26 protein-coding genes and 2 riboswitches are annotated in these 25,919 nt (G+C 72.5%); of the genes, 16 read left to right on the forward strand and 10 right to left on the reverse strand.

Annotated features, from left to right (window positions below):
• Nucleotides 1–5: 5 nt before the first annotated feature.
• Together QI633_RS09955 and cobU are read left to right on the forward strand one after the other, a co-directional pair.
• Nucleotides 6–1,439, forward strand: a complete 1,434-nt coding sequence (locus QI633_RS09955; protein ID WP_282428858.1) for an RNB domain-containing ribonuclease — start codon at nt 6–8, stop codon at nt 1,437–1,439.
• On the forward strand, nt 1,436–1,957 hold the full coding sequence (gene cobU, locus QI633_RS09960; RefSeq protein ID WP_282428859.1) for a bifunctional adenosylcobinamide kinase/adenosylcobinamide-phosphate guanylyltransferase: 522 nt from the start codon (nt 1,436–1,438) through the stop codon (nt 1,955–1,957). The genes QI633_RS09955 and cobU overlap by 4 nt, the downstream gene beginning before the upstream one ends.
• A 178-nt stretch (nt 1,958–2,135) precedes the next feature.
• On the opposite strand, the gene QI633_RS09965 is transcribed toward cobU, so the two are convergent.
• The 3 genes from QI633_RS09965 to cobT are packed head-to-tail and all read right to left on the reverse strand — an operon-like array spanning nt 2,136 to nt 4,817.
• Complete coding sequence (locus tag QI633_RS09965) at nt 2,136–3,002, reverse strand: DUF1707 domain-containing protein (protein WP_282428860.1); 867 nt, start codon at nt 3,000–3,002, stop codon at nt 2,136–2,138.
• Nucleotides 2,995–3,762 (reverse strand): adenosylcobinamide-GDP ribazoletransferase, encoded by a 768-nt coding sequence (locus QI633_RS09970; protein WP_282428861.1) that lies wholly within the window; start codon nt 3,760–3,762, stop codon nt 2,995–2,997. Before QI633_RS09970 ends, QI633_RS09965 begins: the two co-directional genes overlap by 8 nt.
• Nucleotides 3,759–4,817 (reverse strand): nicotinate-nucleotide--dimethylbenzimidazole phosphoribosyltransferase, encoded by a 1,059-nt coding sequence (cobT, locus tag QI633_RS09975; RefSeq protein WP_141799322.1) that lies wholly within the window; start codon nt 4,815–4,817, stop codon nt 3,759–3,761. Before cobT ends, QI633_RS09970 begins: the two co-directional genes overlap by 4 nt.
• 252 nt (nt 4,818–5,069) lie before the next feature.
• On the opposite strand from cobT, the gene QI633_RS09980 reads away from it, so the two are divergent.
• Nucleotides 5,070–5,630 (forward strand): 2'-5' RNA ligase family protein, encoded by a 561-nt coding sequence (locus QI633_RS09980; protein ID WP_141799321.1) that lies wholly within the window; start codon nt 5,070–5,072, stop codon nt 5,628–5,630.
• On the opposite strand, the gene QI633_RS09985 is transcribed toward QI633_RS09980, so the two are convergent.
• Together QI633_RS09985 and QI633_RS09990 are read right to left on the reverse strand one after the other, a co-directional pair.
• Entirely contained in the window at nt 5,574–5,837 is a 264-nt protein-coding gene (locus tag QI633_RS09985) for a hypothetical protein (protein ID WP_141799320.1), read from the reverse strand. The two genes, QI633_RS09980 and QI633_RS09985, sit on opposite strands and share 57 nt — an antisense overlap.
• 29 nt (nt 5,838–5,866) lie before the next feature.
• On the reverse strand, nt 5,867–6,181 hold the full coding sequence (locus tag QI633_RS09990) for a multidrug efflux SMR transporter (protein WP_141799319.1): 315 nt from the start codon (nt 6,179–6,181) through the stop codon (nt 5,867–5,869).
• 13 nt (nt 6,182–6,194) lie between these two features.
• Nucleotides 6,195–6,259: riboswitch (guanidine-III (ykkC-III) riboswitch) on the reverse strand.
• A 220-nt stretch (nt 6,260–6,479) separates the two neighbouring features.
• Between QI633_RS09990 and QI633_RS09995 the strand changes: the two genes are divergently transcribed.
• The gene (locus tag QI633_RS09995; protein WP_141799318.1) at nt 6,480–6,683 is read left to right on the forward strand and encodes a cold-shock protein; all 204 of its coding nucleotides are present in this window, start codon (nt 6,480–6,482) and stop codon (nt 6,681–6,683) included.
• 68 nt (nt 6,684–6,751) lie between these two features.
• On the opposite strand, the gene QI633_RS10000 is transcribed toward QI633_RS09995, so the two are convergent.
• Both QI633_RS10000 and QI633_RS10005 read right to left on the reverse strand, forming a co-directional pair.
• The gene (locus QI633_RS10000; RefSeq protein WP_141799317.1) at nt 6,752–6,982 is read right to left on the reverse strand and encodes a hypothetical protein; all 231 of its coding nucleotides are present in this window, start codon (nt 6,980–6,982) and stop codon (nt 6,752–6,754) included.
• Between the two features lie 181 nt (nt 6,983–7,163).
• The gene (locus tag QI633_RS10005; RefSeq protein ID WP_222117861.1) at nt 7,164–7,958 is read right to left on the reverse strand and encodes a hypothetical protein; all 795 of its coding nucleotides are present in this window, start codon (nt 7,956–7,958) and stop codon (nt 7,164–7,166) included.
• Nucleotides 7,959–8,055: 97 nt separating this feature from the next.
• On the opposite strand from QI633_RS10005, the gene QI633_RS10010 reads away from it, so the two are divergent.
• From QI633_RS10010 to glyA, 11 genes are all read left to right on the forward strand, one after another.
• Nucleotides 8,056–8,589, forward strand: coding sequence for an ACT domain-containing protein (locus QI633_RS10010; RefSeq protein ID WP_141799316.1), 534 nt, complete (start codon nt 8,056–8,058; stop codon nt 8,587–8,589).
• Between the two features lie 99 nt (nt 8,590–8,688).
• On the forward strand, nt 8,689–9,387 hold the full coding sequence (locus QI633_RS10015; RefSeq protein ID WP_141799315.1) for an SDR family oxidoreductase: 699 nt from the start codon (nt 8,689–8,691) through the stop codon (nt 9,385–9,387).
• Complete coding sequence (locus tag QI633_RS10020) at nt 9,387–10,166, forward strand: SDR family oxidoreductase (RefSeq protein WP_282428862.1); 780 nt, start codon at nt 9,387–9,389, stop codon at nt 10,164–10,166. Before QI633_RS10015 ends, QI633_RS10020 begins: the two co-directional genes overlap by 1 nt.
• A complete protein-coding gene (locus QI633_RS10025) occupies nt 10,163–11,056 on the forward strand; it encodes a polysaccharide deacetylase (protein ID WP_282428863.1) in 894 nt (297 codons plus the stop codon). Before QI633_RS10020 ends, QI633_RS10025 begins: the two co-directional genes overlap by 4 nt.
• A gap of 28 nt (nt 11,057–11,084) precedes the next feature.
• Nucleotides 11,085–12,611 carry a PucR family transcriptional regulator gene (locus QI633_RS10030; RefSeq protein ID WP_141799312.1) on the forward strand — a complete coding sequence of 509 codons (1,527 nt, stop codon included), beginning with the start codon at nt 11,085–11,087 and terminating at the stop codon, nt 12,609–12,611.
• Nucleotides 12,612–12,756: 145 nt separating this feature from the next.
• Nucleotides 12,757–14,379 (forward strand): GMC family oxidoreductase, encoded by a 1,623-nt coding sequence (locus QI633_RS10035; RefSeq protein WP_141799311.1) that lies wholly within the window; start codon nt 12,757–12,759, stop codon nt 14,377–14,379.
• A 30-nt stretch (nt 14,380–14,409) separates the two neighbouring features.
• Nucleotides 14,410–14,817: a gluconate 2-dehydrogenase subunit 3 family protein gene (locus QI633_RS10040; RefSeq protein ID WP_141799310.1), complete on the forward strand. Its 408-nt coding sequence runs from the start codon at nt 14,410–14,412 to the stop codon at nt 14,815–14,817.
• Complete coding sequence (locus QI633_RS10045) at nt 14,814–16,250, forward strand: aldehyde dehydrogenase family protein (protein WP_174245227.1); 1,437 nt, start codon at nt 14,814–14,816, stop codon at nt 16,248–16,250. The genes QI633_RS10040 and QI633_RS10045 overlap by 4 nt, the downstream gene beginning before the upstream one ends.
• A gap of 70 nt (nt 16,251–16,320) precedes the next feature.
• The gene (locus QI633_RS10050; protein WP_222117860.1) at nt 16,321–17,685 is read left to right on the forward strand and encodes a cytosine permease; all 1,365 of its coding nucleotides are present in this window, start codon (nt 16,321–16,323) and stop codon (nt 17,683–17,685) included.
• A complete protein-coding gene (gene speB / locus QI633_RS10055; RefSeq protein ID WP_282428864.1) occupies nt 17,682–18,662 on the forward strand; it encodes an agmatinase in 981 nt (326 codons plus the stop codon). Before QI633_RS10050 ends, speB begins: the two co-directional genes overlap by 4 nt.
• Before the next feature lie 43 nt (nt 18,663–18,705).
• Nucleotides 18,706–18,798: riboswitch (glycine riboswitch) on the forward strand.
• A 121-nt stretch (nt 18,799–18,919) separates the two neighbouring features.
• Nucleotides 18,920–20,200 (forward strand): serine hydroxymethyltransferase, encoded by a 1,281-nt coding sequence (gene glyA, locus QI633_RS10060; protein ID WP_141799307.1) that lies wholly within the window; start codon nt 18,920–18,922, stop codon nt 20,198–20,200.
• Here the strand turns inward: glyA and QI633_RS10065 are convergent.
• The 3 genes from QI633_RS10065 to QI633_RS10075 all read right to left on the reverse strand — a co-directional run bounded on the left by QI633_RS10065 (nt 20,182) and on the right by QI633_RS10075 (nt 24,912).
• On the reverse strand, nt 20,182–21,837 hold the full coding sequence (locus QI633_RS10065; RefSeq protein ID WP_282428865.1) for an ABC-F family ATP-binding cassette domain-containing protein: 1,656 nt from the start codon (nt 21,835–21,837) through the stop codon (nt 20,182–20,184). The genes glyA and QI633_RS10065 overlap by 19 nt on opposite strands.
• Before the next feature lie 159 nt (nt 21,838–21,996).
• Nucleotides 21,997–23,703 (reverse strand): helicase, encoded by a 1,707-nt coding sequence (locus QI633_RS10070; RefSeq protein WP_282428866.1) that lies wholly within the window; start codon nt 23,701–23,703, stop codon nt 21,997–21,999.
• A gap of 9 nt (nt 23,704–23,712) precedes the next feature.
• The gene (locus QI633_RS10075) at nt 23,713–24,912 is read right to left on the reverse strand and encodes an FAD-dependent monooxygenase (RefSeq protein ID WP_282428867.1); all 1,200 of its coding nucleotides are present in this window, start codon (nt 24,910–24,912) and stop codon (nt 23,713–23,715) included.
• Nucleotides 24,913–24,994: 82 nt separating this feature from the next.
• Between QI633_RS10075 and QI633_RS10080 the strand changes: the two genes are divergently transcribed.
• Nucleotides 24,995–25,918: a methylenetetrahydrofolate reductase gene (locus tag QI633_RS10080; RefSeq protein WP_282428868.1), complete on the forward strand. Its 924-nt coding sequence runs from the start codon at nt 24,995–24,997 to the stop codon at nt 25,916–25,918.
• The last annotated feature ends 1 nt before the right edge of the window (nt 25,919 follow it).

Consider the following 25,919-nt stretch of genomic DNA (forward strand, 5'->3'; position numbering starts at 1 on the left):
CCGACATGCCGAACAATCTCGTGGTCCGGGTCAAGGCGAGCTCCCCCGAGATCCAGGCGGGTCTCGCCGCGATCGCGAAGGAGCTCGAGCTCCCGGGTGACTTCCCCGCGGACGTGACGGCCACCGCGGAGCGGGCCGCGGCCGACGTGGTGCTGCCCGAGCAGGACCGCACCGACCTGCCGTTCCTCACCATCGACCCGGCCGGCTCGATGGACCTCGACCAGGCGCTGCACATCGAGCGTCATGACGACAGGTACGTCGTCCACTACGCCATCGCCGACGTCGCCGCCTTCGTCGAGCCGGGCGACGCGGTGGACGTCGAGGCCAACAAGCGCGGCGAGACGCTGTACGGAGCCGGCACCCGGATCCCGCTGCACCCGCCCGCGCTGTCCGAGGACGCGGCGTCGCTGCTGCCCGACCAGGTCCGCCCGGCGCTGCTGTGGACGATCCGGCTCGACGCGACCGGTGCGCAGGTCGACGTACGCGTCGAGCGCGCGCGGGTGCGCTCGCGTGCCCGGTGGTCCTACGTCGACGCCCAGAAGGCGCTCGACGACGGCACCGCCGGCGAGGTGCTCGAGCTGCTCCGCGAGGTCGGCAGGCTGCGCGAGCAGCAGGAGGTCGACCGCGGCGGCATCTCGCTGCCGCTGCCCGAGCAGGAGGTCGACGAGGCCGACGGCGGGTTCCAGCTGGTGTTCCGCGAGCAGCTGCCCGTCGAGCAGTGGAACGCGCAGATCTCGCTGCTGACGGGCATGGCCGCCGCCTCGCTCATGGTCGGCGCGAAGGTCGGCATGCTGCGCACCCTGCCGCCCGCCGACCCGCGCGACGTGGCCCGGCTGCGCCGGGTCGCCAAGGGCCTGCGGATCTCGTGGCCCCAGGACATGGAGTACCCCGTCTTCGTGCGCTCGCTCGACCCCACGGTCTCCCAGCACCAGGCGATGATCGTCGCGTGCACCCGGCTGCTGCGCGGCAGCGGCTACGCCGCCTTCGACGGCGAGCTGCCCGAGCAGAGGCTTCACTCCGCCATCGCGGCCGAGTACGCCCACGTCACCGCACCGCTGCGTCGCCTCGGCGACCGCTACGTCGGTGAGGTCTGCCTCGCGATCTGCGCCGGGACCCCCGTCCCCGACTGGGCGGCGAGCGCGCTGCCGGGTCTGCCCAAGATCCTGCAGGACTCCGCCCGCCGGGCCGGCGCCTACGAGCGGGCCGTCCTCGACCTGATCGAGGCCGCCGTGCTCGCCGACCGGGTCGGCCAGCAGTTCGACGGCGTCGTCACCAGCGTCCGCGACGACGAGGCGACCTCCGGCGTCGTCGTGCTCGCCGAGGTCGGGGTCGAGGCCCCCGTGACCTCCGCACAGCCGCTGCCGCTCGGCGAGGACGTGTCCGTCACGCTCGCCACCGCCGACCTCGCGGCGCGCAAGGTCGCGTTCACCCTGCCGTGAAGGTCCTGGTCACCGGCGGCGTGAGGTCCGGCAAGTCCCGCCACGCCGAGACCCTGCTCGCCGACGCGGCGAGCGTCACCTACGTCGCCGCCGGACCCGTGTACGACGACGCCGACTGGGCCACGCGCATCGCCGCCCACCGGGCCCGCCGGCCGCCGACCTGGTCCACCGAGGAGACCCGCGATGTCGCCGGCGTGCTCGAGACCGCCCGCGAGCCGGTCCTCGTCGACTGCCTCGGCACCTGGCTCACCGGCGTCGTCGACGACGCCGGGCTGTGGGAGGAGCCCGTCGAGGAGGTCGAGGCACACGTGCTCCGGCTCCTCGGCGCCACGCTCGCCGCTCTGACGGCCACCCCGCAGCCGGTCGTGCTCGTGACGAACGAGGTCGGCCTCGGCGTCGTACCCGAGCACCGGTCGGCACGAGTGTTCCGCGACCTGCTCGGCACGATCAACCAGCGGGTGGCCGAGGCGTGCGACGAGGTGCACCTGGTCGTCGCGGGGCGCGTGCTCCGCCTCTGACCCGGGCGCTGCCCGCTAGTGCCCCGAACCTGAAATCCGCCACATAATTCCGCGCCCCAGGCACGCACATCGCTGCGTTGGGATCGCTCGAAAGACGCCCAGTCTGCCCACGCGACCCCGCCTTGCGCTGCACGCACCTGGAGCGCGGACTTACGCACCGGACTTCAGGTTCGGGACACTAGGACCGCTCGAACGGGCGCCGCTCCAGCACCTTGCCGGACAGGTCGGTGGTCATCGTGCCGACCTCGCTGTACTGGTTGCCGACATGGAACCGCACGACGGCGCCGTGCTCGGGGTCGTGGGTGAAGAAGATGCCCAGAGCGTCGGGCTCCTCGACGTTCGAGGTCCGCCGGGCGCGCGGGATGTTGGCGACCACGGCCGCCAGGTCGACCTTGCGGAGGTCCACGACCTGCTCGTTGCTGCTGGTGACCTGCATCGGGTCGAAGTTCGTGCTCCACCGCTCGTCGGGACTCCAGCTCCACCACTGGAGGCGTCGCTTGCGGATCGGCAGGATCGCCGCGTCGGCGCTCGCCTGGTCGTGGTCGAGGACCGACAGGTCGTAGGCCTGCCAGGTGCCGAGCTTCTCGTGGTACTCCGCGATCAGGACCTTCAGCCCCGCGACGGTGTACAGGTCGATGTCGGGTGCGGGCGGCTCCGGCGTGGGCACCGGGGTCGGTGCGTGGGTCGGGGCCGGGGCCGGAGACGCCGTCGCCGTGCTGCTGGCGGGGGAGGGACGCGCGGCGGCGTCCGGCTCGTCGGCGCCGGAGAGGGCGGCGAAACCCACTGCTCCGGCAGCGACCAGCCCGACGGCGCCGAGGAGCAGGCCGCGGCGGCTGGCGGCGGGCTTGGGCAGCGTCGGCGGGTTGTCGAGGTCCTCGACCAGAGCGGCCAGCTCGGCCAGAGACACGGCCCGCAGCGCCATGTCGGTGCGCTCGACCTGGTCGTCGCGCGTGATCTCGCCGTGGGTGCGGGCCTCGGTCAGGGCACGCACGACGGCGAGCCGCTCGGTGTCACGCGGCGGGCGGGTCGGCAGGTCGTCAGGCACCCGCCAGTCCTATCAGGAGCACGGCCAGAGCCACCTCGATCCCGGCGCCGAACACGTCGCCGGTCACTCCACCGAACCGGCGCACGGCGTGGGCCGTCAGCAAGGCCACCACCACGAAGGCGACCGCCACGGTCACCGGGCCGCGGACCGGGTCGACGAGCAGCGACAGGAGGGCCAGGCCGGCCCATCCCGCGAAGGAGAGGAGGACCGGCACTCGCCGTGTGAACGTCACGCCCAGCCCGTCCGGGCGGGCGGGGGGCGCCAGTGTGCAGGCGCTGATCCAGAGCGCGGCCCGTGAGGCGCACACAGCGGCTCCGGCCACCACGGCCGGGCGCACCTCGCCGCCGAAGGACACGAAGGTGGTCAGGGCCGCGGCCTGTGCCCCGAGCACCAGCACCAGCGCGGCGACACCGGCCGGGCCCGCCGTACCGCTCTTCATGACGGCCAGCGACCGCTCCCGGTCGTACGACGAGGTGAGCCCGTCGGCGACATCGGAGAGCCCGTCGAGGTGGAGCGCCCGGCTGCCGACGGCGAGCGCGGCCAGCGCGGCGAAGGCGACCGCCAGCGCGGGAAGGTCGAGGCGGCCGCCGGCCCACACGACGAGGCCCACGACCGCTCCGAGGGGCAGCACGGCCAGCGGGGCGAGCAGCAGCGCCCCGGTCGCGACGCCGGGGGAGACCTTCAGCACCGCGGGCACCCGCAGCGCGGTCAGCATCCCGATCGACAGCCGCAGGCTGCGGCCGACGACGGCGACGCTCACCGGCCCTCGGGGGCGGGCGGCATCAGGTCGGCGAGCAGCGCGACGTCGCGCAGCAGTGCGACCGCCGAGCGGAGCACGGGGACGGCGGCCACCGCGCCCGAGCCCTCGCCCAGGCGCAGCCCGAGGTCGAGCACCGGCTCCAGGCCGAGCTTCTCCAGCGCGAGGGCCTGGGCGGGTTCGGTCGAGCGGTGTCCGGCGGCGAACCAGGCGGCCGCGCCGGGCGCGATCCGGTCGGCGTACAGCGCGCAGGCGACGGACATCAGGCCGTCGAGCAGGACGGGTACGCCGCGCTCGGCCGCCTCCACGAGGTAGCCGACCGTCGCGACCAGGTCGGCGCTGCTCAGGGCGGCGAGCGCGTCCAGCGGGTCGCCCGTCTCGCTGTCGGCCCGGTGCCCGGCGCGGTCGAGCGCCTGCTGGACGACGACCTGCTTGTGGGTGAGCGCGGCGTCGTCGACGCCGGTGCCGCGGCCGGTGACCTCGACGGCGGGCAGGCCCAGCGCGGCCGCGACCATGGCGGCGGCCGGGGTGGTGTTGCCGATGCCCATGTCGCCGGACAGCAGGAGCTGCGCCCCCGCGGCGATCTCCTCGCCGGCGACGGTGCGGCCGGCCGCGAAGGCTCGGGCGGCCTCGTCGGCGGAGAGGGCGTCCTCGACGTGGATCGCGCCGCTGCTGCGCCGTACCTTGTGCGCCCGGACCTCGGCCGGCACGCCCTCGAGGTCGTCGTCGACGCCCAGGTCGAGGACCCGGACGTGGACGCCGTGCGCGGCCGCGAGCGCCGAGACACCGGCCTTGCCCATCACGAAGGTGCGCACCATGGCCGGCGTGATCGCCGGCGGGTAGGCCGAGACTCCGTGCTGCGCGACGCCGTGGTCGCCGGCGAAGATCACCAGCCGCACGTCGTCCAGCGGACGAGGGGGTACGACGCCCTGGACCGCCGCGAGCCACACCCCGAGGTCGCCCAACCGGCCCAGCGCACCGGCCGGGGTGGCCAGGCCGGCGAGGCGCTCGGCTGCGGCCGAGCGGACGTCTGGGTCGGGTGCGGCGAGAGCGCTCATGGTGCCGAACGCTACCGCCGGGCTCCGCTCGGCGGAGCCGCTGCTCAGGTGAAGAGCATCACCAGCACTCCGGCCAGCGCGAGGAGCGCGAGGACGAGCACGATGCCCGACCATTCGTGCTCGTCGGTGTCCTGCAGGTCAGGCGTGTTCGCGGTCATGGTTCCCCCCAGTGACGCGTTCCGAGTGTGTCGCCACGGCTCCAACGAGCCAGTGGCGAGAACAGCACGGTGGAGCCGGGGCTAGTGTCCGGCCGTGGCCCACACCGTGCTCGTCGTCCCGGTACCCGCGCTGGAGGACTACATCCGCGGCCGATGGGAGCACTACGACGCCGCCTGGGTGTCCCGTGACCCGGCGTTCACCCACGCCCACATCACCGCACTGGCGCCGTTCCGGCCCGCGCCGACCGACGCCGACCTCGCCCGGGTGGCCCGAATCGCCCGCACCACGCCGGCCTTCGACCTCGTCCTCGACGAGGTCACGGCCTTCCCCGACGGGATCGTCCACGCCGTGCCGTCGCCCGTGGCGCCGTTCGCCGCGCTGACGGCACGGCTGTGGGAGGCGTTCCCGGACTGCCCGCCGTACGCGGGGGAGTTCGCGGACGTCGTACCGCACCTCACGCTGGACCGCCTCGGACCCGGCGTGTCGGTCGCGTCGGTGACCGCCGACCTCGCCACGACCCTCCCTGTCCGTGCCCGGGCGGAACGCCTCGAGCTGCACCGGTACGCCGAGCGCGACTGCCGGGTGCTGGCGAGCTGGTCACTGGTCGGGGCCGGCGATCCGGTCCCGCAACCAGGTGGTCGTCCCGGCCGGTAGGCCCTTGAGCTTCGGGCGCTCCGGCAGGGGAGCGACGAACAGCGCGGTTCCCTCGGGCAGCGCCCACTTCAGCTCGTGGTAGACCCGCGACAGGCCGGCGTCGCTCTCGACGAGGGCCAGGCCGTCGCCGATCGCGCGCACCTCGGACCACGGGCCGAGCACGTCGTGCGGCACGGCTGACGGGGACCACGCGAGGTAGACGGCCATGACCGACCGGTACCCGGCAGCCGGCGAGGTCAGTGCGCCAGCTTGAGCCCGATCACGCACCCGACCAGCCCGAGCAGCAACAGGATCCGCAGCAGGCTCACCGGCTCCTCGCCAGCGGCCATCGCGATCACCACCGTCAGTGCCGCGCCGATACCGACCCAGACGGCGTACGCCGTCCCGACCGGCAGGCTGCGCATCGCGTACGCCAGGCCGGCCATGCTGGCCGTCAGGGTCACGAAGAAGACCACCGACGGAACCAGCCTGCTGAACCCCTCGGACCGCGACAGGGCCGTCGCCCAGGCCGCCTCGAGGACCCCGGAGAGCACCAGTACCAACCACGCCATGACCGCCACATCCTTCGTGGCCGTCTTGTCGCGCTCCGGGTACGGCTCCCTCGTCCGGCAGCCGGTCACCGGCTGTATGCCGATTGTATGCGCGCCGATCGACATCCACCGCCTCCGCACTGCTACGCTGGTGGCCGTTGAAGAGTGCTCCGCAAGGAGCGCTCCTGCTCTCTCGGTGGGGGCAGAACATCTTGTCGCTCTTGGTCTTCGGTTCAGCTGGGCATCAGGCAAGGGATGTCTTCAGCACCAACGGCCCCGGCACGTCGCCGGTCCGGAACTCGAAAACCAAGGAGAAATCATGGCTCAGGGCACCGTCAAGTGGTTCAACAGCGAGAAGGGCTTCGGCTTCATCGCCCCGGCCGACGGCACCCCGGACGTCTTCGTCCACTTCTCGGCCATCCAGGGCTCGGGCTACAAGTCGCTCGACGAGAACCAGCAGGTCGAGTTCGACGTCACCCAGGGCCCGAAGGGCCCGCAGGCGGAGAACGTCCGCGCGATCTGACGCACGTCGTCTGACGCTTCGCAAGGCCCCCGGCACTTCGGTGCCGGGGGCCTTGTCCGTCTCTGGCGCTACCAGCGCGGCAGCACCGCCGTCGGCATCCCGCCGTGCACCGCGGTCGCCAGGTTGGCCGCGACCTCGTAGGCGTCGGCGAACCGCGGGAACTCCGCACGCGACACCAGCACCCGGCTGCGTACCTGCGCGACCCGGCCGGCCTGCACATCGTCGTGGCGGCTTGTGAACACGTCGAAGGCGTACACGTCGTACGCCTCGCCCTCCGCCACCTCCGCCACCTCGGCCACGTCCCGCAGCCTAGGCCGCCGCTGTCCTACCCTCGGGGACGTGGCCGACCTGACCGAACCCTGTCCCAGCTGCGGCACCCTGATGCGCTGGGAGACCTCCCACGAGCGATGCGACGGTTGCGGCTACATCCGTCCGTGCTGCGAGGGCGCGCCCTGCCACTAGGTCGTCGAGGCGCCCGGCTCAGACGTGGCCGCTGAGCTGTGCCAGCCGGGTGGCGAGCCGGTCGACCATCGCGTTCGCCTGCTTGGCCGACAGGCCGTCGCCGTCCCCGAGGCTCGACACCGGCAGTACGTCGACCGAGAGGCGCGCGCCGCCGGCCAGCGCCCGCAGCTCGTCGACCTTGTCGCCGAACGGCGAGCCACTGCCGGGGGAGTAGCGCCGGACGACCTCGTCGAGGTCGTCGGCGAACAGGTCGGCCTTGGTGACCGCGATGACCAGCCAGACCGGCCGGTCCCGGCGCACGGCCATCGACGCGATCCGGTGCGCGGTGATGGTCCAGTCCTCGAGCTCGGCGGCCAGCTGCTCCTCGCGCGTCGCGGTGGCGCTGCCCGTCGTACCTGCGGCGCGGCGGGGCGTCGCGTAGCCGTTGGCGACCACGTGGATCACACCGTCGACCGGCTCGTCGTGGAACACCTCGTCGAGCGCACCGAGGCGGGTCGCGGCGTTGTCGCCCGGCACGACGAGGAAGCGGAAGCCGTGGAGGCGACGCGAGCGTCGGGTACGACGCTCCATCACCGCGGAGCCCACCTCCGCCGCACCGGCGGCCGGGCTGCGGCGGGCGAGCCGGTCGGCCAGCTGGGACTTGCCCACGCCGGTCATGCCCGTCACGGCGACGGTCGGGTAGCGCCGGCGCAGCGCGCGGTTCATCCGCTCGGGTGCGGTGGCCAGGGCGCCGAGCACGCCGGTGGCGACGGTGGCGCTCAGGGCGGCCAGGCCCGGCTTCGGCAGGACCGTGCGGGAACGACCACTTGGCACGACGACTCCTCGCTGCTCACGTTGCTGCTGACGCTTCCTCTGAGAGCCTACGTTTCGCGGGGGTGCCGCCCGGCACCTCCACGGCCTAGCCTGACCCATGGCCACCTTCACACTCACCTGCATCGGCGACGACCGCCCCGGGCTCGTCTCCGACCTCTCGGCGCAGCTGCACGCCCACGGTGCGAGCTGGAACCGCAGCCAGATGGCGCGGCTGGCCGGCAAGTTCGCCGGGATCCTGCTGCTGGAGGTCCCCGACGCCCGTGCCGACGAGCTCGTCGCCGACCTGGCCGGGCTGGAGGGCGTCGGGCTGCAGGTCACCTTGGCCCGCACGGACGGCGCGACGGACGCGCCCGCGCTGCTGGTCGACCTCGACCTGCTCGGCGCCGACCGTCCCGGCATCGTCGCCGAGATCTCCGCGGCGCTGGCCCGCGAGCGGGTGAGCATCCGCGACCTGGTCACCGACGTCCGCGACGCACCGATGGCCGGTGGTCACCTCTTCGAGGCACGCGCGGTGCTCGAGGCGCCACAGGGCACCCGGGTCGAGGACCTGCGCGCCACGCTCGAGTCGATCGCCGACGAGCTGATGGTCGAGATCAACCTGGCCGAGTCGGACGCTGCGGCGCCGGCGTGAACGATGCCGGGGTGTTTGTGCGGATGTATGAACCCGCCCGGCTGATCTGTTGCCCGCCGCGGGCTGCCGGGGGCGCGTTCACCTCGCCATGATGGCGGCGTGGAACCAGGGACACCTCGGGTCGCCGTCGTCACCGGCGCCGCCTCCGGCATCGGTGCGGCCGTGTGCCGCGCGCTGGAGGAGACGGGCTGGACCGTGTGCGGCATGGACATGCGGCGGGCCGACCACCTCGAGCACACGGTCGTCTGCGACGTCGCGGACCCGCACGCCGTCCGGGCCGCGCTCGCCCGGCTGCAGGCCGAGGTCGGCGCGATCGGCGCCCTCGTCACGGCCGCCGGCCACTACGAGCTGGTGCCGTTCGCCGAGATCACCGAGGACCGCTGGGCGCGGATGATGCGCGTCCATGTCGGCGGCCTGCTCAACCCGGTGCGCGAGGTGCTGCCCGGCATGATCGAGCGAGGCGAGGGCGCGATCGTCGCGATCTCCTCCGAGCTCGGCATCGGCGGCACCGAGAGCGAGGCGCACTACTCCGCGGCGAAGGGCGCGATCCTCGGCTTCGTCCGCAGCCTCGGCGCCGAGGTCGCCGGGCACGGCGTCCGCGTGAACGCGGTGGCCCCCGGCCCGACCGACACCCCGCTGCTGCCCGCGCCGCAGCGCACGCCCGAGTACCTCGCCTCACTGCCCGCCCGCGCACTCGGCCTGCCCGAGGACATCGCGCAAGCGGTGCAGTTCCTCGTCGACGAGGGCGGGTTCTGCTTCGGCGAGGTCGTCTCGCCCAACATGGGAGCGGTGATCTGATGAGCGACGTCCAGCCCCCGCGCCGCCAGGACGGACGCGTCGCGGTCGTCACCGGCGCCACCCAGGGCATCGGGCGCGCCATCGCGCTGCGTCTGGCCGCCGAGGGCGCCACGGTCGGCGTCAACGGCCGCGCCGAGTCCGAGCAGATGCGCGAGGTCGTCGCGCTCACCGGTGGCTTCCCGGTGGTGGCCGACATGGCCGAGCCGACCTCCGTGCGTACGGCGCTCGCCCAGGTCGAGCGGGAGCACGGCCCGGTCGACGTGCTGGTCTGCAACGCGGCGTACATGTCGATGAGCCCGCTCCTCGACCAGCCGCTCGACGACTGGTGGCGCAACATCGACACCAACCTGTCCGGCACCTACCGCTGCATCCAGTCGGTGCTGCCGGGCATGCGGAGCAAGGGCCGCGGCAACATCGTGGTCATCACCTCCGAGTGGGGCGTCGTCGGCTGGCCGAACGCGACGGCGTACGCCACCTCCAAGGCCGGCCTGATCGCCCTGACCAAGTCGCTCGGCCGCGAGCTCGCACCGGAGGGCATCACCGTCAACGCGGTCGCGCCCGGCATCGTCGACACCCCGCAGCTGCAGGTCGACGCCGCCGACGCGGGCCTGACGCTGGAGCAGATGCGCGCCGAGTACGGCAGGGCGATCCCCGCAGGGCGGATCGGTCGTCCCGAGGAGATCGCCGCCACTGTCGCGCTGCTCGCCCGCCCCGACCTGACGGCCTTCGTCGGCCAGACCCTCTCGGCCAACGGCGGCAGCACCAGGGCGCGGGCGTGACGGGCGACGCCACCCTCCCGGCCGGCCCGATCGCCTGGCCAGCCGGCTTCCGCGCCGCCGCCAACCTCGGCTTCGACCTCGACTCCGAGGACGTCGCGCTCACCATCGACGCCGGCACCCGGGACCGGCTCTCGGTGATGAGCCACCAGGCGTACGGCGTCCTGACCGGCGTCCCGCGCGTGCTGGACCTGCTCGGTCGGTTCGACCTGAGGGCCACCTTCTTCGCGCCCGGCTACACCGTCGAGCGCTATCCGGACCTGCTGCGCCGGATCCGCGACGCCGGCCACGAGATCGCCCACCACGGGTTCATGCACGAGGCCATGGCCGGGCTGTCGTACGACGAGGAGGCCGCCGTCATCGACCGGGGGCTCGAGTCGCTGGACAAGGTGCTCGGCGTGCGTCCCGTCGGCTATCGCGCCCCGCTGTGGGAGACGTCGTACGCCACCGCGGAGATCCTCCTCGACCGCGGCTTCCTCTACGACTCCAGCCTCATGGACTCCGACCTGCCCTACGAGCTGGCCGAGCGGCCGGGGGAGGGCGCCCGCTCGATCGTGGAGATCCCGGTCTCGTGGGCGCTCGACGACTGGGAGCAGTTCGCGTTCGTGCCCGAGGTGTTCGGGCCCGGGGTGATCGAGGACCCGGCCAAGGCACTGTCGATGTGGACCGGCGAGCTGACCGAGGCCCACCGCTACGAGTCCTGCTTCACGCTGACCATCCACCCGTTCCTCAGCGGTCGGCTCGGACGGATCCGGGCGTTGGAGTCGCTGCTCGAGACGATGGCCGCGATGCCGGACCTGTGGGTCACCACGTGCGGCGAGATCGCCCGGCACGTGCGCGGCCTGGACCTGGTCCCGCGGGTCTTCCCGCAGCCGGAGATCGAGGACCGCTGACGGCGGCCCGAGCCCCTATCCTCGCCCCATGGCGATCACCGTCGCGGACCTGCTCGAGATGCAGCACCTGCGGCTGCACCTGGTCTCGGGCAAGGGCGGCGTGGGTCGCTCGGTCTCGTGGACGCACGGCTCGGACCTGCCCGAGCCGTGGCGCTGGCTGACCGGCGGCGAGCTGCTGCTCACCAACGGGATGTCCTTCCCCGCGGGCGGCGCCGAGCAGCAGGAGCTGATCGAGAGGCTCGACGAGGCCGGCGCCAGCGCGCTCGCGATCGGCGAGAAGATGTACTGCCCACCGCTCACCGACGAGCTGCTCGCCACCAGCGAGCGCCTCGGGCTGAGCGTGCTGTCGGTGGAGTACCCGATGCCGTTCGTCGCGATCTCCCAGGCCGTCGCCGCGGCCAACCTGCTCGAGCAGTCCGACCGGCTGGTGCGCACCGAGAAGATCTACCGGACCGTGCAGCGCATGGTCGCCACCCACGACGGCGCCTCGGTGCTGCGCGTTCCGCTGGCCCAGGTCCTCGGCTGCGAGGTGCACGTGTGCCACCGCGAGTCGGGGGAGCCGTGGTACCCCGAGGACCCGCGGTTCGACCCGGTGCTGGCAGAGGCGCTCCACGAGATCACGCGCGGTACGGCGGACCTGCGGGCGGGCGCGCTCGTCGTGCCCCTCGCCGACGGGCGCGACCTGCGGCTGATCGACATCCCGACCCAGCAGGGCGCGCTGATGGTGCTGGTCTCGCAGGGCCGCAGCCCGGTCGACGCGATCCTCATGCAGCACGCGGTGACGGTGCTCGCCCTGGAGCTGTCCCAGAGCGTGGTCGCCAACGAGCACCGGCGGCGGATCGGCGCCGAGCTGTTGGCCCAGCTGCTCGAGGGCCGGGTCGAGGCGCGCGCCGCCGGCCGCCAGCTCAAGGGGATCGGCGTCGGTCCCGCGAAGGCGCGCCTGTACGCCGTCAGCGGCGACGACGCCGGCCGGCTTCGCGACGTCCACATCGCCCTGTGGCGCAACGGGATCGGCCACGTCGTCACCTACCGCGCCGGGGTCCTCTACGTACTGGCGTCCTCGGCGACCGAGGTGCAGGACGTGCTCCGCGCCGACCTCGGCCCGCAGGCGCTGATCGGCGTGAGCGCGCCGCTGGGCAGCCCCGACCGAGCGCCGGAGGCGCTGCGCGAGGCGGCCTGGGCGCTGCGCGCTGCGGAGGGTTCGGTGGGACGCACCTTCCACTACGGCGACGCCAGCCCGATCATCGGCGTCGGGGGACTCGACGACGCCGCGGCGCTGGTCTCCCGCGTGCTCGGGCCGCTGCTGGAGTACGAGCGGGTGCACGACACCCCGCTGCTCGCCACCCTCGACGCCTTCCTCGGCCACCAGCGCTCCTGGCAGCGCACCGCCGACGCGCTCCAGGTGCACCGGCAGACCGTGCTCTACCGGATCCGCAAGGTCGAGGAGATCACCGGCCGCACCACCAGCGAGACCGCCGACATCGCCGAGCTCTGGCTCGCGCTGCGTGCGCAGTCGCTGATCGCGCCCGCCAAGGGGCCGGCGCACCACTCCTGAACCTCCCGACTCCTCCCCGGGGTTGTGCGATCGCACGAAACCTCTCGTGCCGAGTGTGGCGGATCGCGGGCAGACCTGTGACCTGGGTCGCAGGCAGTCTGAACCCACCGGAAAGCGACCACCGACCCGCAGAGGAAGTGTGAACGTGCAGGGAGCAGTCGAGGACGCCGACGTCCTGATCGTCGGTGCCGGACCGTCAGGCGCGGTCGCGGCGTACGAGCTGGCCCGGCGCGGGTTCAAGGTCGTCTGCCTCGAGCAGGGCGACTGGAACCTCCCCGACGACTTCACCGGCGACAAGCCGCAGTGGGACCTGGCCCGCCTCAAGCAGTGGCACCCCAGTCCCAACACGCGGGGCAACGACGCCGACTACCCCGTCAACGCCGAGAACAGCCCGCTCGAGCCGCTCATGTTCAACGGCGTCGGCGGCAGCAGCATCCTCTACTCCGGTCACTGGGTCCGCGCCCTCCCGTCGGACTTCCGCGTCAAGACTCTCGACGGTGTCGCGGAGGACTGGCCGTTCACCTACGAGGACCTCCGCCCGTTCTACGACGAGGTCACCCATCACATCGGCGCCTCGGGACTCGAGGGGGACCCGTCGTACCCCGACGCCCACACCTTCCCGCTGCCGCCGCTGCCGATCGGCAAGGCCGGGCTGCGCGCTGCGCGCGGCATGGACAAGCTCGGCTGGCACTGGTGGCCGGCGCCCAACGCGATCGCCTCGCGCGCCTTCCGCAACCGCCCCGCCTGCCAGCGGTACGGCGCCTGCGAGTCCGGCTGCCCCGCCGGCGCCAAGGCCAGCGCGGACCTGACCTACTGGCCCGACGCGATCGCCGCCGGCGCCGTTCTCCTCACCGGCGCCCGGGTGCGCTCGCTGACCACCGACGAGAAGGGCCTGGTCGCCGGCGCCGAGTACGTCGACCGCGACGGCCACTGGCACCACCAACGCGCGGGCATCACGATCCTGGCCGCCAACGGCCTCGGTACGCCGAGGATCCTGCTCAACTCCGCCACGTCCGCCCACCCCGACGGCCTCGCCAACTCCTCCGGCCTGGTCGGCAAGCGGTTGATGATCCACCCCTACGCGTCGGTCTACGGCGTCTACGACGAGGACCTGGAGAGCCACCTCGGACCCGCCGGGCAGGCCCTGCAGTCGCTGGAGTTCTACGAGACCGACGAGTCCCGCGGCTTCGTGCGCGGAGGCAAGTGGAACCTGATGCCGACGCCCGGCCCGCTCAACCGGGTGCTCTGGGAGCCCGGCACCGACTGGCGCGACGGCTTCGGCAGCCGCTTCCACGACAGGCTCAGCGGCACCTTCGGCCGCACCCTCGAGTGGGGGATCACCACCGAGGACCTGCCCGACGAGAGCAACGAGGTCGTGCTCGACACCGACGCCACCGACTCCGACGGGATCCCGGCCGCCCGGATCAACTACCGGATCGGCGAGAACAACCAGCGGCTGCTCGACTTCCACATCGCCCGCGCGGTCGAGGCACACGAGGCGGCCGGTGCGATCAGCACCGAGGTGGTGCCGGTGGTCCGCGACAGCGGCTGGCACCTGCTCGGCAGCGCCCGGATGGGCGAGGACCGAGCCGACTCCGTCGTCGACCAGTGGGGCCGCTCGCACGACATCCCCAACCTCTTCGTCCTCGACGGCAGCAACTTCGTGACGTCCACCGGCGTGAACCCGACCGCCACGATCATGGCGATCGCCCTGCGCGCCGCCCGCCACCTCGCCGACCACCGGCACGACCAGGTCTCCGCCTCCTGACGGCCACGACGGACTGCAAAGGACTCCGCGATGCTCGACCCCACTGCCCGCGACCGCCTGGCCACCCTGGCCGACGTGCTCATCCCCGGCTCGGGTGACTTCCCGTCCGCGTCGGGGGCCGGCGTACCCAACGACCTGATCGACCGCGCCCTCGGGTTCCGCCCCGACCTGGTGCCCGCCTTCACCCGTGCGCTCGACCTCGCCGACGGTCTGGACGCCGAGGCCGCACTGGACCTGATCTCCAGCACGCACATCGCCGAGTTCGAGGCGCTCTCCACGCTGGTCTCCGGTGCCTACCTGCAGAGCCCGCAGGTGCAGCAGGCGCTCAACCACCGCCCGGCGCCGCGCCAGGCCAACGACGACATCGACACCTACGTCGACCTGCTCGAGGTCGTCGTCGACCGCGGCTTCGACATCCACGGGGCGGACCTGTCGTGACCACGACGCTGTCCCACGTCATCGACGGAGCCGCCTGGGAGGGCGACGGGCCCGCGACCCAGGAGGTCGTGGACCCGTCCACCGAGCAGGTCCTCGCCCACGCCCGTCGCGGCACCGCCGCCGACGTCGACCGGGCCGTCGGCGCGGCCCGCCGTGCGAGTGCCGGCTGGGGGCGGCGAACGCCGAAGGACCGCGCCGACACGCTCCTCGCGATCGCCGCGGTGGTCGACGAGCACGCCGCCGAGCTGGCCGAGCTGGAGTCCCGCAACACGGGCAAGCCGCCGGGCCTGGCATCCGATGACGTCGCCGGCACCGCCGACACCTTCCGGTTCATGGCCGGCGCGGTCCGCGCGCAGGTCGCGCTCGCTGCGGGGGAGTACGTCGAAGGCAGCACCTCGACGATCGTGCGCGAACCGGTCGGCGTGGTCGGCGCGATCACGCCGTGGAACTACCCGCTGCTGATGGCCGCGTGGAAGCTCGGGCCGATCCTCGCCGCCGGCAACACCTGCGTGCTCAAGCCTTCCGAGCAGACCCCGCTCAGCACCCTGCGCCTGGCCGAGCTCGTCGCCGACGTCCTGCCGTCCGGTGTCCTCAACGTCGTCACCGGCGACGGCGCGGTCGTCGGCGCCGCGATCGCCACCCACCCCGGCATCGACCTGGTCTCGGTCACCGGCAGCGTCTCCAGCGGTCGAGCCGTCGCCGCTGCCGCGGCTGCCACCCTCAAGCGGGTCCACCTCGAGCTCGGCGGCAAGGCACCGGTCCTCGTGCTCGCCGACGCCGACCTCGACGCGGTGGCCGAGGGCATCGTGTTCGCCGGCTTCGGCAACACCGGCCAGGACTGCGGCGCGGCCTGCCGGGTGATCGTCGACGCCGCCGTCCACGACGACCTCGTCGCCCGCCTCGTGAAGCGGGTCGAGGCGATGGTCGTCGGCGCCCCGACCGAGGGCGAGGACGTCGAGATGGGACCGCTCGTCTCCCGCGAGCACCACGCCCGCGTCGTCGCCGCCCTCGAGCGGGCCTACGCCGACGGCGCCCGCGCCGCGGTCGGGGGCAAGGTCCCCGACCGGCCCGGCTTCTTCGTCGAGCCCACCGTCCTGGTCGACATCCCCTCCGGTGCCGCCTGCACGACCGAGGAGATCTTCGGCCCGGTCGTCACCGTCGAGGCCTTCACCGAGGTGGACGCCGCGATCGAGGCCGCCAACGCGACGCCGTACGGGCTCTCGGCCTCGGTGTGGACCGAGAGTGCCCGGCACGCGGCGTCCCTGCCCGGTCGCCTCGACTTCGGGACGGTCTGGGTCAACGACCACCTCGCCTTCGCCACGGAGATGCCGTGGGGCGGCTTCAAGTCATCCGGCTACGGCCGCGACCTGTCGGCGTACGCGCTCGACGACTACTCACGCACCAAGCACGTCATGGTCAAGCACCACGCGTGACCCTCAGCAGCGAAGGAACACCGCCATGTCGCAGGAAAGCACGCTCGTCGAAGGCTTGACGATCCAACCGGTGCCGGAGTCTCAGCGCACCGGCAAGGTCCAGCACCTGTTCTCCTTCTGGTTCACCGTCCAGATCATCCCGCTGGCCGTCGTCACCGGCCTCCTGGGGCCGACCATCTTCGGCCTCGACGTCGGCTCGACGATCCTCGCGATCGTCAGCGGCAGCCTCGTCGGCGCCGTGTTCATGGCCCTGCACTCAGCGCAGGGGTCCAAGCTCGGCGTACCGCAGATGATCCAGGCCCGGGCACAGTTCGGCATGTACGGATCGGTGCCGATCACCGTGATCGTGGTGCTGATCTACGTCGGCTGGATCGTGTCGCTGATGGTGCTCGCGCAGCAGACGCTGGGCGCGGTGCTCACCGGGCTGGGCCACACCGCCGGCCTGCTGCTCAGCACCGCACTGACCCTGACAGCCGTCGTGGTCGGCTACCAGCTCATCCTCCGCTTCAACCGGGTGATGGTGTGGCTCTCGGGCCTGGCCCTCGTGCTCACCCTCGTCTACACCGGCATGGAGGCGGCGGACGGCGGCGCCAGCATCACCGGCGCCGGCGGCTCGTTCACCTGGGCCGGCTTCCTCGGGATGGCCTCGGTGGTCGGCGTGTGGCAGCTGTCCTACGCGCCGTACGTCTCCGACTACTCGCGCTACCTGCCCTCGAGCACCAGCACCCGTGCGGCTTTCTGGTACACCTACGCCGGCACCGTGCTCGGCGTCATCGGGGCGATGACCGTCGGTGCCTTCCTGGTCGCCGGGCTCGGCGCGGACGGCGTGCTGGCCGACCTCGACAACATCATGCCGAAGCCTGTGTTCGTCTTCGTGATGCTGGCGTTCTTCCTCGGAGCGATCGACGCCGGCGTGATCAACATGTACGGCTCCTCGCTGTGCGTGCTGACCTGCATCCAGACCTTCAAGCTGAACTGGGCGCCGCGCGCCTCGGCCCGCCACATCGTCGCCGCCGTGCTCGCGCTCGCCGTGTTCGTCGCCTCGACGACCGTCTCCGACGACTTCATGGCCGACTACACCAACTTCATCCTGGTCCTCGCCTACCTGCTGGTGCCGTGGAGCATCATCAACCTGGTCGACTACTACCTGGTCCACAAGGGTCACTACGACCCGGAGTCGTTCAGCGACCCGCGCAGCGGCTACGGATCCTTCAACGTGCCCGCGCTCGTCAGCTACGTCCTCGGCTGCCTGGTGCAGATCCCGTTCATGTCGACGACCCTCTACGTCGGCGCGATCGCGAAGCAGACCGGCGCCGTCGACACCTCCTGGATCGTCGGGAGCATCGCGACCTTCCTCATCTACCTCGGTCTGCTCCGCGCGTGGCGCCGGCAGCCGTCACCCGCCCTCGCCCCGGAAACGGAGATGTCCGCATGAGCCACCGCGTCAGCACACACCAGCCGGTCGGTGCCCTGGAGGCGACGAAGGTCCCGCGGTACGCCGGTCTGGGCACCTTCGCGCGGATCCCGTTGATCGAGTCGGTGCCCGACTACGACATCGCGATCCTCGGCGTCCCGTTCGACGGCGGCACGTCGTACCGGCCGGGCGCGCGGTTCGGCCCGATGGGCATCCGGCAGGCCTCGCGCCACCTGCGGCCCCGCTTCCACGTCGAGCTGGACACCGCGCCCCTGGAGGAGATCCAGGTCGTCGATGCGGGCGACGTGCCGTGCACGCCGTACGACATCGAGGAGGCCATGCAGCAGATCGAGGACATGGCCCGCGACGTCCACGGCCGGGCCGGTCGCCGGATCGTCACCCTCGGCGGCGACCACACCGTGGCCCTGCCGATGCTGCGTGCCGCGCACCGCCAGCACGGGCCGATCGCGCTGGTGCACTTCGACGCGCACCTCGACACCTGGGACACCTACTTCAAGGCGCCGATCACCCACGGCACGGTGTTCCGCCGCGCGTTCGAGGAGGGCCTGCTCGCCGAGGACAAGTCGATCCACGTCGGCATCCGCGGCCCGATCTACGACCGGATGGACCTCGTCGACGACGCGTCCTTCGGGTTCCGGATCATCCGCGCCGGCGACCTCGACTTCCTCGGCATCGACGGTGCCGCCGACGCGATCCGCCATCGGGTGGGCGACGCTCCCGTCTACGTGTCGATCGACATCGACGTGCTCGACCCGGCGTTCGCGCCCGGCACCGGCACCCCGGAGATGGGCGGCCTCAACAGCCGCGAGCTGCTGCACGTGCTGCGCAAGCTGGACGGGCTGAACATCATCGGCGCCGACGTCGTCGAGACGGCTCCCGACTACGACCACGCGGAGATCACCTGCGTCGCTGCCGCGACCGTCGCCTTCGACCTGGTCACGCTCATGAGCAAGACGCCCTCTTCCGTCGTGCCCTGAGGCGTGCCATCCTGACGCCGTCACAACTGAAGACCCGCCGTTCGTAGCCGAAGCAGGAGAGACCTCGCCGTGAGCGGGGCGCCGTAGGAGCAACTCTCCCCGAGAAACTCTCAGGCACCGTCACTGCTCGTGCGAGGCGACTCTGGAAAGACAGGACCCGTGTGTCCTGCGCCCAAGGTGCAAGCCGCTGCGGCGGTGAAGCTCTCAGGCACCGATGACAGAGCGGGGAGGCCCACCACCACGACGGGAGCCTCCGCATGACCACGAACGACGCCTTCGGCCAGCACCTCGCCGACTACGACCCCGACGTCCACGCGGCGATCAGCGCCGAGCTCGCCCGCCAGCAGGGCACGCTCGAGCTGATCGCCTCGGAGAACTTCGCCCCGGTCGCCGTGATGGAGGCACAGGGGTCGGTCCTCACCAACAAGTACGCCGAGGGCTACCCGGGCCGCCGCTACTACGGTGGGTGCGAGCACGTCGACGTGATCGAGCAGCTCGCGATCGACCGGGTGAAGGAGCTGTTCGGCGCCGAGGCCGCCAACGTGCAGCCCCACTCCGGCGCCCAGGCCAACGCCGCCGCGATGTTCGCCCTGCTCGACCCGGGCGACACGATCCTCGGGCTCGACCTCGCCCACGGCGGCCACCTGACCCACGGGATGCGGATCAACTTCTCCGGCAAGCTCTACGACGTGGTCGCCTACCACGTCGACGCCGAGGACTTCCGCGTCGACATGGCCGAGGTCGAGCGGCTCGCGCTGGAGCACGAGCCGAAGCTGATCGTGGCCGGGTGGTCGGCGTATCCGCGGCAGCTGGACTTCGCCGAGTTCCGCCGCATCGCCGACCTCGTCGGTGCGTACCTGATGGTCGACATGGCCCACTTCGCCGGCCTGGTCGCCACCGGACTGCACCCGAGCCCGGTGCCGTACGCCGACGTCGTCACCACGACCACCCACAAGACCCTCGGCGGCCCGCGCGGTGGCGTGATCCTGTCGAAGGAGTCGCTGGCCAAGAAGATCAACTCGGCCGTCTTCCCCGGCCAGCAGGGCGGCCCGCTCGAGCACGTCGTCGCCGCCAAGGCGGTGGCGTTCAAGATGGCGGCCTCCCCGGCCTTCCGGGAGCGCCAGGAGCGGACGCTGGAGGGCGCCCGCCTGCTCGCTGCGCGCCTCACCGAGCCCGACGTGGTGGACGCCGGCGTGTCGGTCCTGACCGGCGGCACCGAGGTGCACCTGGTCCTGGTCGACCTGCGCTCGTCCGCACTGGACGGACAGCAGGCCGAGGACCGCCTTCACTCCATCGGCCTCACCGTCAACCGCAACGCCGTCCCCTTCGACCCCCGCCCGCCGATGGTCACCTCCGGCCTGCGCATCGGCACGCCGGCGCTGGCGACGCGCGGGTTCGGCGCGGAGGCCTTCGCCGAGGTCGCCGACGTCATCGCCGAGGCGCTCAAGCCGTCGTACGACGAGTCGGTCGCCGACAAGCTGCGGGACCGGGTCGCGGCGCTCGCCGCGGCGTACCCGCTCTATCCGGGGCTCGGCTGAGACACGACCCGACCGTCCTCGACCTGCCAGCGCTGGTCGAGCCGGACGTTGTCGAGCAGCCGGCGGTCGTGCGAGACCAGGAGCAGCGCGCCGTCGTACGAGTCGAGGGCCTGCTCGAGCTGCTCGATCGCCGGCAGGTCGAGGTGGTTGGTGGGCTCGTCGAGGACCAGGAGGTTGACGCCGCGGGCCTGGAGCAGCGCCATGGCGGCGCGGGTGCGCTCGCCGGGGGAGAGGCGGCCGACGAGGCTGGTGACCTGGTCGGCCTTGAGGCCGAACTTCGCCAGCAGGGTGCGTACGTCGGCCGGTGCCATGTCAGGCATGGCCGCCTCGAACGCCACGCCGAGGGGGAGGTCGTCGTCGAGGCCGGTGCGGGCCTGGTCGATCTCACCGACGGCGACCGACGCGCCGAGGCCGGCGCGGCCGGCGTCAGGGGCGAGCCGGCCGAGGAGGAGGCGGAGCAGGGTGGTCTTGCCGGCGCCGTTGGGCCCGGTGATGCCGATCCGGTCGCCGGCACTGACCTGGAGCGAGGCGGGGCCGAAGGTGAACCCACCCATCCGCGCCACCGCCTCGGAGAGGGTGGCGACCACCGAGCTGGACCGCGGTGCGGCGGCGATCGAGAAGCGCAGCTCCCACTCCTTGCGGGGCTCCTCGACCTCCTCCAGGCGTGCGATCCGCGACTCCATCTGACGGACCTTCTGGGCCTGCTTCTCTGACGACTCCGACTGCGCCCGGCGCCGGATCTTGTCGTTGTCGGGAGACTTCCGCATCGCGTTGCGCACGCCCTGCGAGCTCCACTCCCGCTGGACCCGGGCACGGCTGACCAGGTCGGCCTTCTTCTCGGCGAACTCCTCGTAGGCCTCCCGCGCGTGGCGCCGCGCGACGGCCCGCTCCTCGAGGAAGGCGTCGTACCCGCCGTCGTACACCGCCACCTGGTGCTGCGCGATGTCGAGCTCGACGACCCGCGTCACGACCCGTGACAGGAACTCCCGGTCGTGCGACACGAGCACGACGCCCGCCCGCAGCCCGCGCACGAAGGTCTCCAGTCGCTCCAGACCGCCGAGGTCGAGGTCGTTGGTCGGCTCGTCGAGCAGCACGAGGTCGAACCGGCTGAGCATCAGCACCGCCAGCGCCGCCCGCGCCGCCTGCCCGCCCGACAGCGACGTCATCAGCGCATCGGGCCCCACGTCGAGGCCGAGCTCGGCCAGCATCGGCGGCAGCCGCTCGTCGAGGTCCGGTGCGCCGCTGGCCAGCCAGTGGTCGAGGCTGTGGGCGTAGGCATCCGCCGTCGCCGCCGACTCGTCACCGCTGCCCAGAGCCGCGGCGGCCCCCTCCATCGCCTCGGTCGCGGCAGCAGCACCGGTACGGCGGGCGACGTACCCACCGACGGTCTCTCCCTCGATCCGCTCGTGCTCCTGGGGCAGCCACCCCACGAACGCGTCGGACGGGGCCGTCGACACGGTGCCGTCGAGCGGTGTCAGGTCGCCGGCGAGCAGGCGTAGCAGCGTCGTCTTGCCCGCGCCGTTGGCGCCGACGACACCCACCACGTCGCCCGGCGCGACGGTCAGGTCAAGGGACTCGAACAGGGTGCGGTGAGCGTGGCCCCCGGCGAGGTTCTTGGCAACGAGGGTCGCGCTCATGGAGCGATCGTAGTTTCCGCGGCCCGACGGGATCCCGCGCCCCACGATGGGTACCGACCGAGTGCCGGCGACAGCACGTCACCGGCCAGGGCCCGCAGGGTTGCCGACGAAACAGCCGCAGCGCGGTGACCGGTTCGACTCCGGTCTGGGCCGCTGGTGTCAGGCACTGTCCTCGGTCAGCGCGGCGGTCGGCAGCCAGTCGGCGCCGAGCAGCTCGGCGAGGCAGGCGAGGCCGGTGGTGTCGCTGCCGACGGTGTCGGAGGCGGCGGCGATCCGCTCGACCATCACCTTGCCGACCTGTTCCTCGACCGTGCCCTCGGCGTACGCGATGTGCCAGGGCGAGACCTGGTGGTCGCGGTGGGTGCGGCCGGTGACCTGCCGTCCGGCGATCCCCGAGAAGCGGGCCTGGTGGAAGACGCCGACCCGTGGTTCGGTGCTCGCCTGGCGGCCGTCGGCGAGCGTCTCGCCGGCGTGCAGGCTGATCGAGGCGACGGTGGTGAAGACGCAGACCTTCGCCTCGCCGGTCTGGAAGCGGAGCCGCTCCGCCTCGGCGTCGAACCGGTCGCGGCCGTAGATCGTGGCGACCTCGATCCCGGAGTCACGCAGCCGGTCGACGATCGGGTCGGCGGCGGTGGCGACGAACTCGACCGAGCACGCGACCTGTCGCTCGGCCCGCACCTGCTGGGCGATCCAGTCGACCGTCGACTCGACCCGGATCAGCCCGGCCTTCTGCCGGAACCGCAGCAGGGCCGCCCGCCCCTTCGCGACATTGCGGCCGCGGCGGGCGATGTCCATCTCGCGACAGAACTCGCCCCATTCCGCTTCGTACGCCGACCGCTCGGCCGGCGTGAGCGCCACCGGCATGCCCGAGATCGGCACCGGTCCCCACGGCGCCGCGCGGTGCAGCATCGCGGGCGGTCGCTCGTCGGCGAGCCAGCCGCGCACCAGCTTGAGGTCCGCGGCGCGCCGAGCGGGATCGGTGGTCCACGCCGCGCCGTACCGACCGGGTTCGACCGCGACGCCGTGCCGCTCCAGCGCCCCGGCGAAGGTGGCGCCGGGCTGGGTGGCGCTCGTCCAGTCCTTCATCGACTCGCCGAGGACCTGCGCGTAGCCGGGCGCGAGGTACGGCAGCTCGAGCGGCGTGTGCCCGGGCGTCGCGGTCGTCGCGATGACGAACGGCGCCTTGTCGTGGGGCTTGGCGTGCCCGGAGATGCGGGTCCAGTGCTTCCAGCGCTTGGTGGTCGTTCGGCGCAGGGCGTGGGCCTCGTCCGCGATGATCACGTCCCACGTGTGGTCCTTGACCTTCTCCAGCCGGTCCCAGGTGATCACGACCCACTCGAGACCACCGTCGCCGAGCGCCGTGATCGTGCGGCACCAGTGCCCGATCGTGATCGCGGCGGGCCGGTCCGCCACGACGAGCACCCGTCGCGCACCGCGCAGGTCGCCGACCGCCACCGCCCCGAGGACCGCCGAGATCGTCTTGCCCACGCCGGGCTCGTCGGCCAGCAGGAACAGCCGCCCGCCCGCCTCCGCCCTGGCCGCGATCGCGTCCGCTGCCTCGAACTGGATCCTGCGCGGCTCGAGCGCGTCGCTCGGCTCGGGGGCGGGCGTCGGATCGTCGGGGTTGAGGGTGTTCTCGATGAACCGGCCGAGGGTGTGGGGGCCGGGCGCGTAGGGCCGCAGGTCCGCGGGGAGCGCCCGTCCGACGTACAGGTGCGTCTTGACCGCCGGGTGCCAGGTCGCGCCGTCGACCTGCGTCCCGTACGGCACGTCGAGCACCCACAGCCGCTCACCCGGCCCGGCGAACGGCAACGGTCGCGTCGATGCGGTACGACGCCGCGCGCGGGGTCGGCGGGAACTGGCCACTCCCGGACGCTACCGGGACGGGGCGCTCCGCCCGGCGTCCGGCACGCCGTCGTACTCGGGCAGCTCGGGGCCGCCGACCGCGCGCTCGATCAGCGCGGTGAAGTGCTCCATGTCGGGCTCGGGACTCGGCTCGGAGTCCGGCGTCGCGGTGAGCATCTGCACGTGCATCCGGCCGATCTCCTGGTTGGCCTCCACGTAGTCGCGCATCCGCTCCCGGTAGCCGGCGAACCCGGCCTCCGGGTCCCAGCCCGCGGCCGCGAGCTCGCCCGCGAGCAGGTACGCCCCGACCAGCGCGAGCCCGGTGCCCGCGCCCGACATCGGCGAGGCGCTGAACGCGGCGTCGCCGAGGAGGCCCACCCGCCCGTCGTGCCAGTCCTCCATCACGACCTGGGCGACCTGGTCGAGGTAGAAGTCCGGGCTGTCGTCCAGGTGCGCGAGGATGCGTGCCGTCTCCCAGCCGAAGCCGGCCATCTGCTCGCGCAGCAGCCGCTTCTGGGCCTCGACGTCGCGGTGGTCGATCTCGAAGTCGGCGGCGGGGAAGGACAGCATGGCGATCGCCTTGGTGGCGTCGGGGACCGGCCGCAGCCCGGCCCAGCGGCCGGCGTCCTGGTAGTCGTACATCCAGCCGTCGAGCCCGAACTCGTTGGGCACGGTGAAGAACGCCAGCACCAGGCCGAGGTGGCGCAGATACCTCTCCCGCGGCCCGAACACCATGCCGCGCAGTGCCGAGTGCAGTCCGTCGGCGCCGATCACGAGGTCGAAGCGCCGCTCCTCTCCGCTGGCGAAGGTGACGTCGACGCCGTCCGCGTCCTGGGCGAGCTCGGCGATCCGGTCCCCGAAGACGTACTCGACCTGCTGGCTCGTGTCGTCGTACAGGACCTGGGCGAGGTCACCGCGCAGGATCTCGATCTCGGAGACGTAGCCGTCGCCGTCGTTGTCCTCGGCGCGGTGGGTCTCCAGCACGCTGCCCTCGGCGTCCACCGAGTACGCGCCGGCGGTGTTCGTGCACGCGGCCCGTACCGCCGCGTCGAGCCCCATCCGGCGGATGACCTCCTTGGCCACGCCACGCGCGTCCACGGCCTGACCGCCGGGACGCAGCGCCGGCGCCTGCTCCACCACCGTCACCTCGGCGCCGCGGCGGCACAGCCAGTGGGCGAGCGCGGGTCCCGCGATGCTCGCTCCGGTCACCAACACCTTGATGTCACCCATCGTGCTCTCTTTCGCCTCGTCGACCGATGCTGGTGTGACCCGGCCGTCGTCCCGAACTCATCGGTCCCGCTACCCTCACGGCGTGGATGTCGCAACGCGCATCGAAGAGGGTCGCGGAGGCTTCGTCCTCTTCGCGATCACGCCGCCGCGGCAGTCGACGCCGGCCGAGCGGCTCCCGGAGATCGCGCGCGCCACCGTGGAGCGCCTGGAGCACCTCGACCTCGACGGGCTGGTCCTGTACGACATCGACGACGAGAGCTCCCGCAACCCTGCTGAGCGCCCGTTCCCCTTCAGCCCCACGGTCGACCCGGCCGAGTACCGCTCGGCGTACCTCTCCTCGTGGCGGACACCCGTCATCGTCTACCGCGCGGTCGGCAAGTACCAGCGCGAGGACCTGCGCGGCTGGCTCGCCGAGCAGGACCACCGCCGGACCCTGACGGTGATGGTCGGTGCCTCGTCCAGCGGTACGACGGCGCCCGTCACCCTCACGGATGCGCAGGCCCTGCGGGCCGAGGCGAACCCCCGGCTGCTCCTCGGCGGGGTGGCGATCCCCGAGCGGCACAGCCGTCGCGACGACGAGCACCTGCGGCTGATCGCCAAGCAGGAGGCGGGCTGCCGGTTCTTCGTCACGCAGGTGGTCTACGACCTCAACGCCACCAAGAACCTGGTCTCGGACTACCGCTACGCGTGTGAGGAACGAGGGCTGGCCCCTGTCCCCATCGTGTTCACCTTCTCGGTCTGCGGGTCGATGAAGACCCTCGAGTTCCTCCGCTGGCTCGGCGTCGACGTACCGAGGTGGATCGAGAACGACCTGCGGCACTCGACGAACCCGCTGACCGCGTCGTTCGAGCAGGCCGCCGCCACCGCTACCGAGCTCGCCGAGTTCTGCCGCCGTCTCGACGTACCGTTCGGGCTCAACGTGGAGAGCGTGTCGATCCGCCGGGAGGAGATCGAGGCGTCGGTCGAGCTGGCTGCGCTGCTGAGCGCGCAGCTGCGCTCCGGCTGAT

The organism is Nocardioides sp. QY071 (assembly GCF_029961765.1).
Classification (GTDB): Bacteria; Actinomycetota; Actinomycetes; order Propionibacteriales; family Nocardioidaceae; genus Nocardioides.

Coding starts and splice junctions, on each gene's coding strand:
- QI633_RS10030 (WP_141799312.1), top strand. CDS start 11,085: ATGGCGATCACCGTCGCGGACCTGCTCGAGATGCAGCACCTGCGGCTG.
- QI633_RS10065 (WP_282428865.1), bottom strand. CDS start 21,837: ATGAGCGCGACCCTCGTTGCCAAGAACCTCGCCGGGGGCCACGCTCAC.
- glyA (WP_141799307.1), top strand. CDS start 18,920: ATGACCACGAACGACGCCTTCGGCCAGCACCTCGCCGACTACGACCCC.
- QI633_RS09985 (WP_141799320.1), bottom strand. CDS start 5,837: ATGGCCGTCTACCTCGCGTGGTCCCCGTCAGCCGTGCCGCACGACGTG.
- speB (WP_282428864.1), top strand. CDS start 17,682: ATGAGCCACCGCGTCAGCACACACCAGCCGGTCGGTGCCCTGGAGGCG.
- QI633_RS10020 (WP_282428862.1), top strand. CDS start 9,387: ATGAGCGACGTCCAGCCCCCGCGCCGCCAGGACGGACGCGTCGCGGTC.
- QI633_RS09990 (WP_141799319.1), bottom strand. CDS start 6,181: ATGGCGTGGTTGGTACTGGTGCTCTCCGGGGTCCTCGAGGCGGCCTGG.
- QI633_RS09995 (WP_141799318.1), top strand. CDS start 6,480: ATGGCTCAGGGCACCGTCAAGTGGTTCAACAGCGAGAAGGGCTTCGGC.
- QI633_RS10040 (WP_141799310.1), top strand. CDS start 14,410: ATGCTCGACCCCACTGCCCGCGACCGCCTGGCCACCCTGGCCGACGTG.
- QI633_RS10075 (WP_282428867.1), bottom strand. CDS start 24,912: ATGGGTGACATCAAGGTGTTGGTGACCGGAGCGAGCATCGCGGGACCC.
- QI633_RS09955 (WP_282428858.1), top strand. CDS start 6: ATGCCGAACAATCTCGTGGTCCGGGTCAAGGCGAGCTCCCCCGAGATC.
- cobT (WP_141799322.1), bottom strand. CDS start 4,817: ATGAGCGCTCTCGCCGCACCCGACCCAGACGTCCGCTCGGCCGCAGCC.
- QI633_RS10010 (WP_141799316.1), top strand. CDS start 8,056: ATGGCCACCTTCACACTCACCTGCATCGGCGACGACCGCCCCGGGCTC.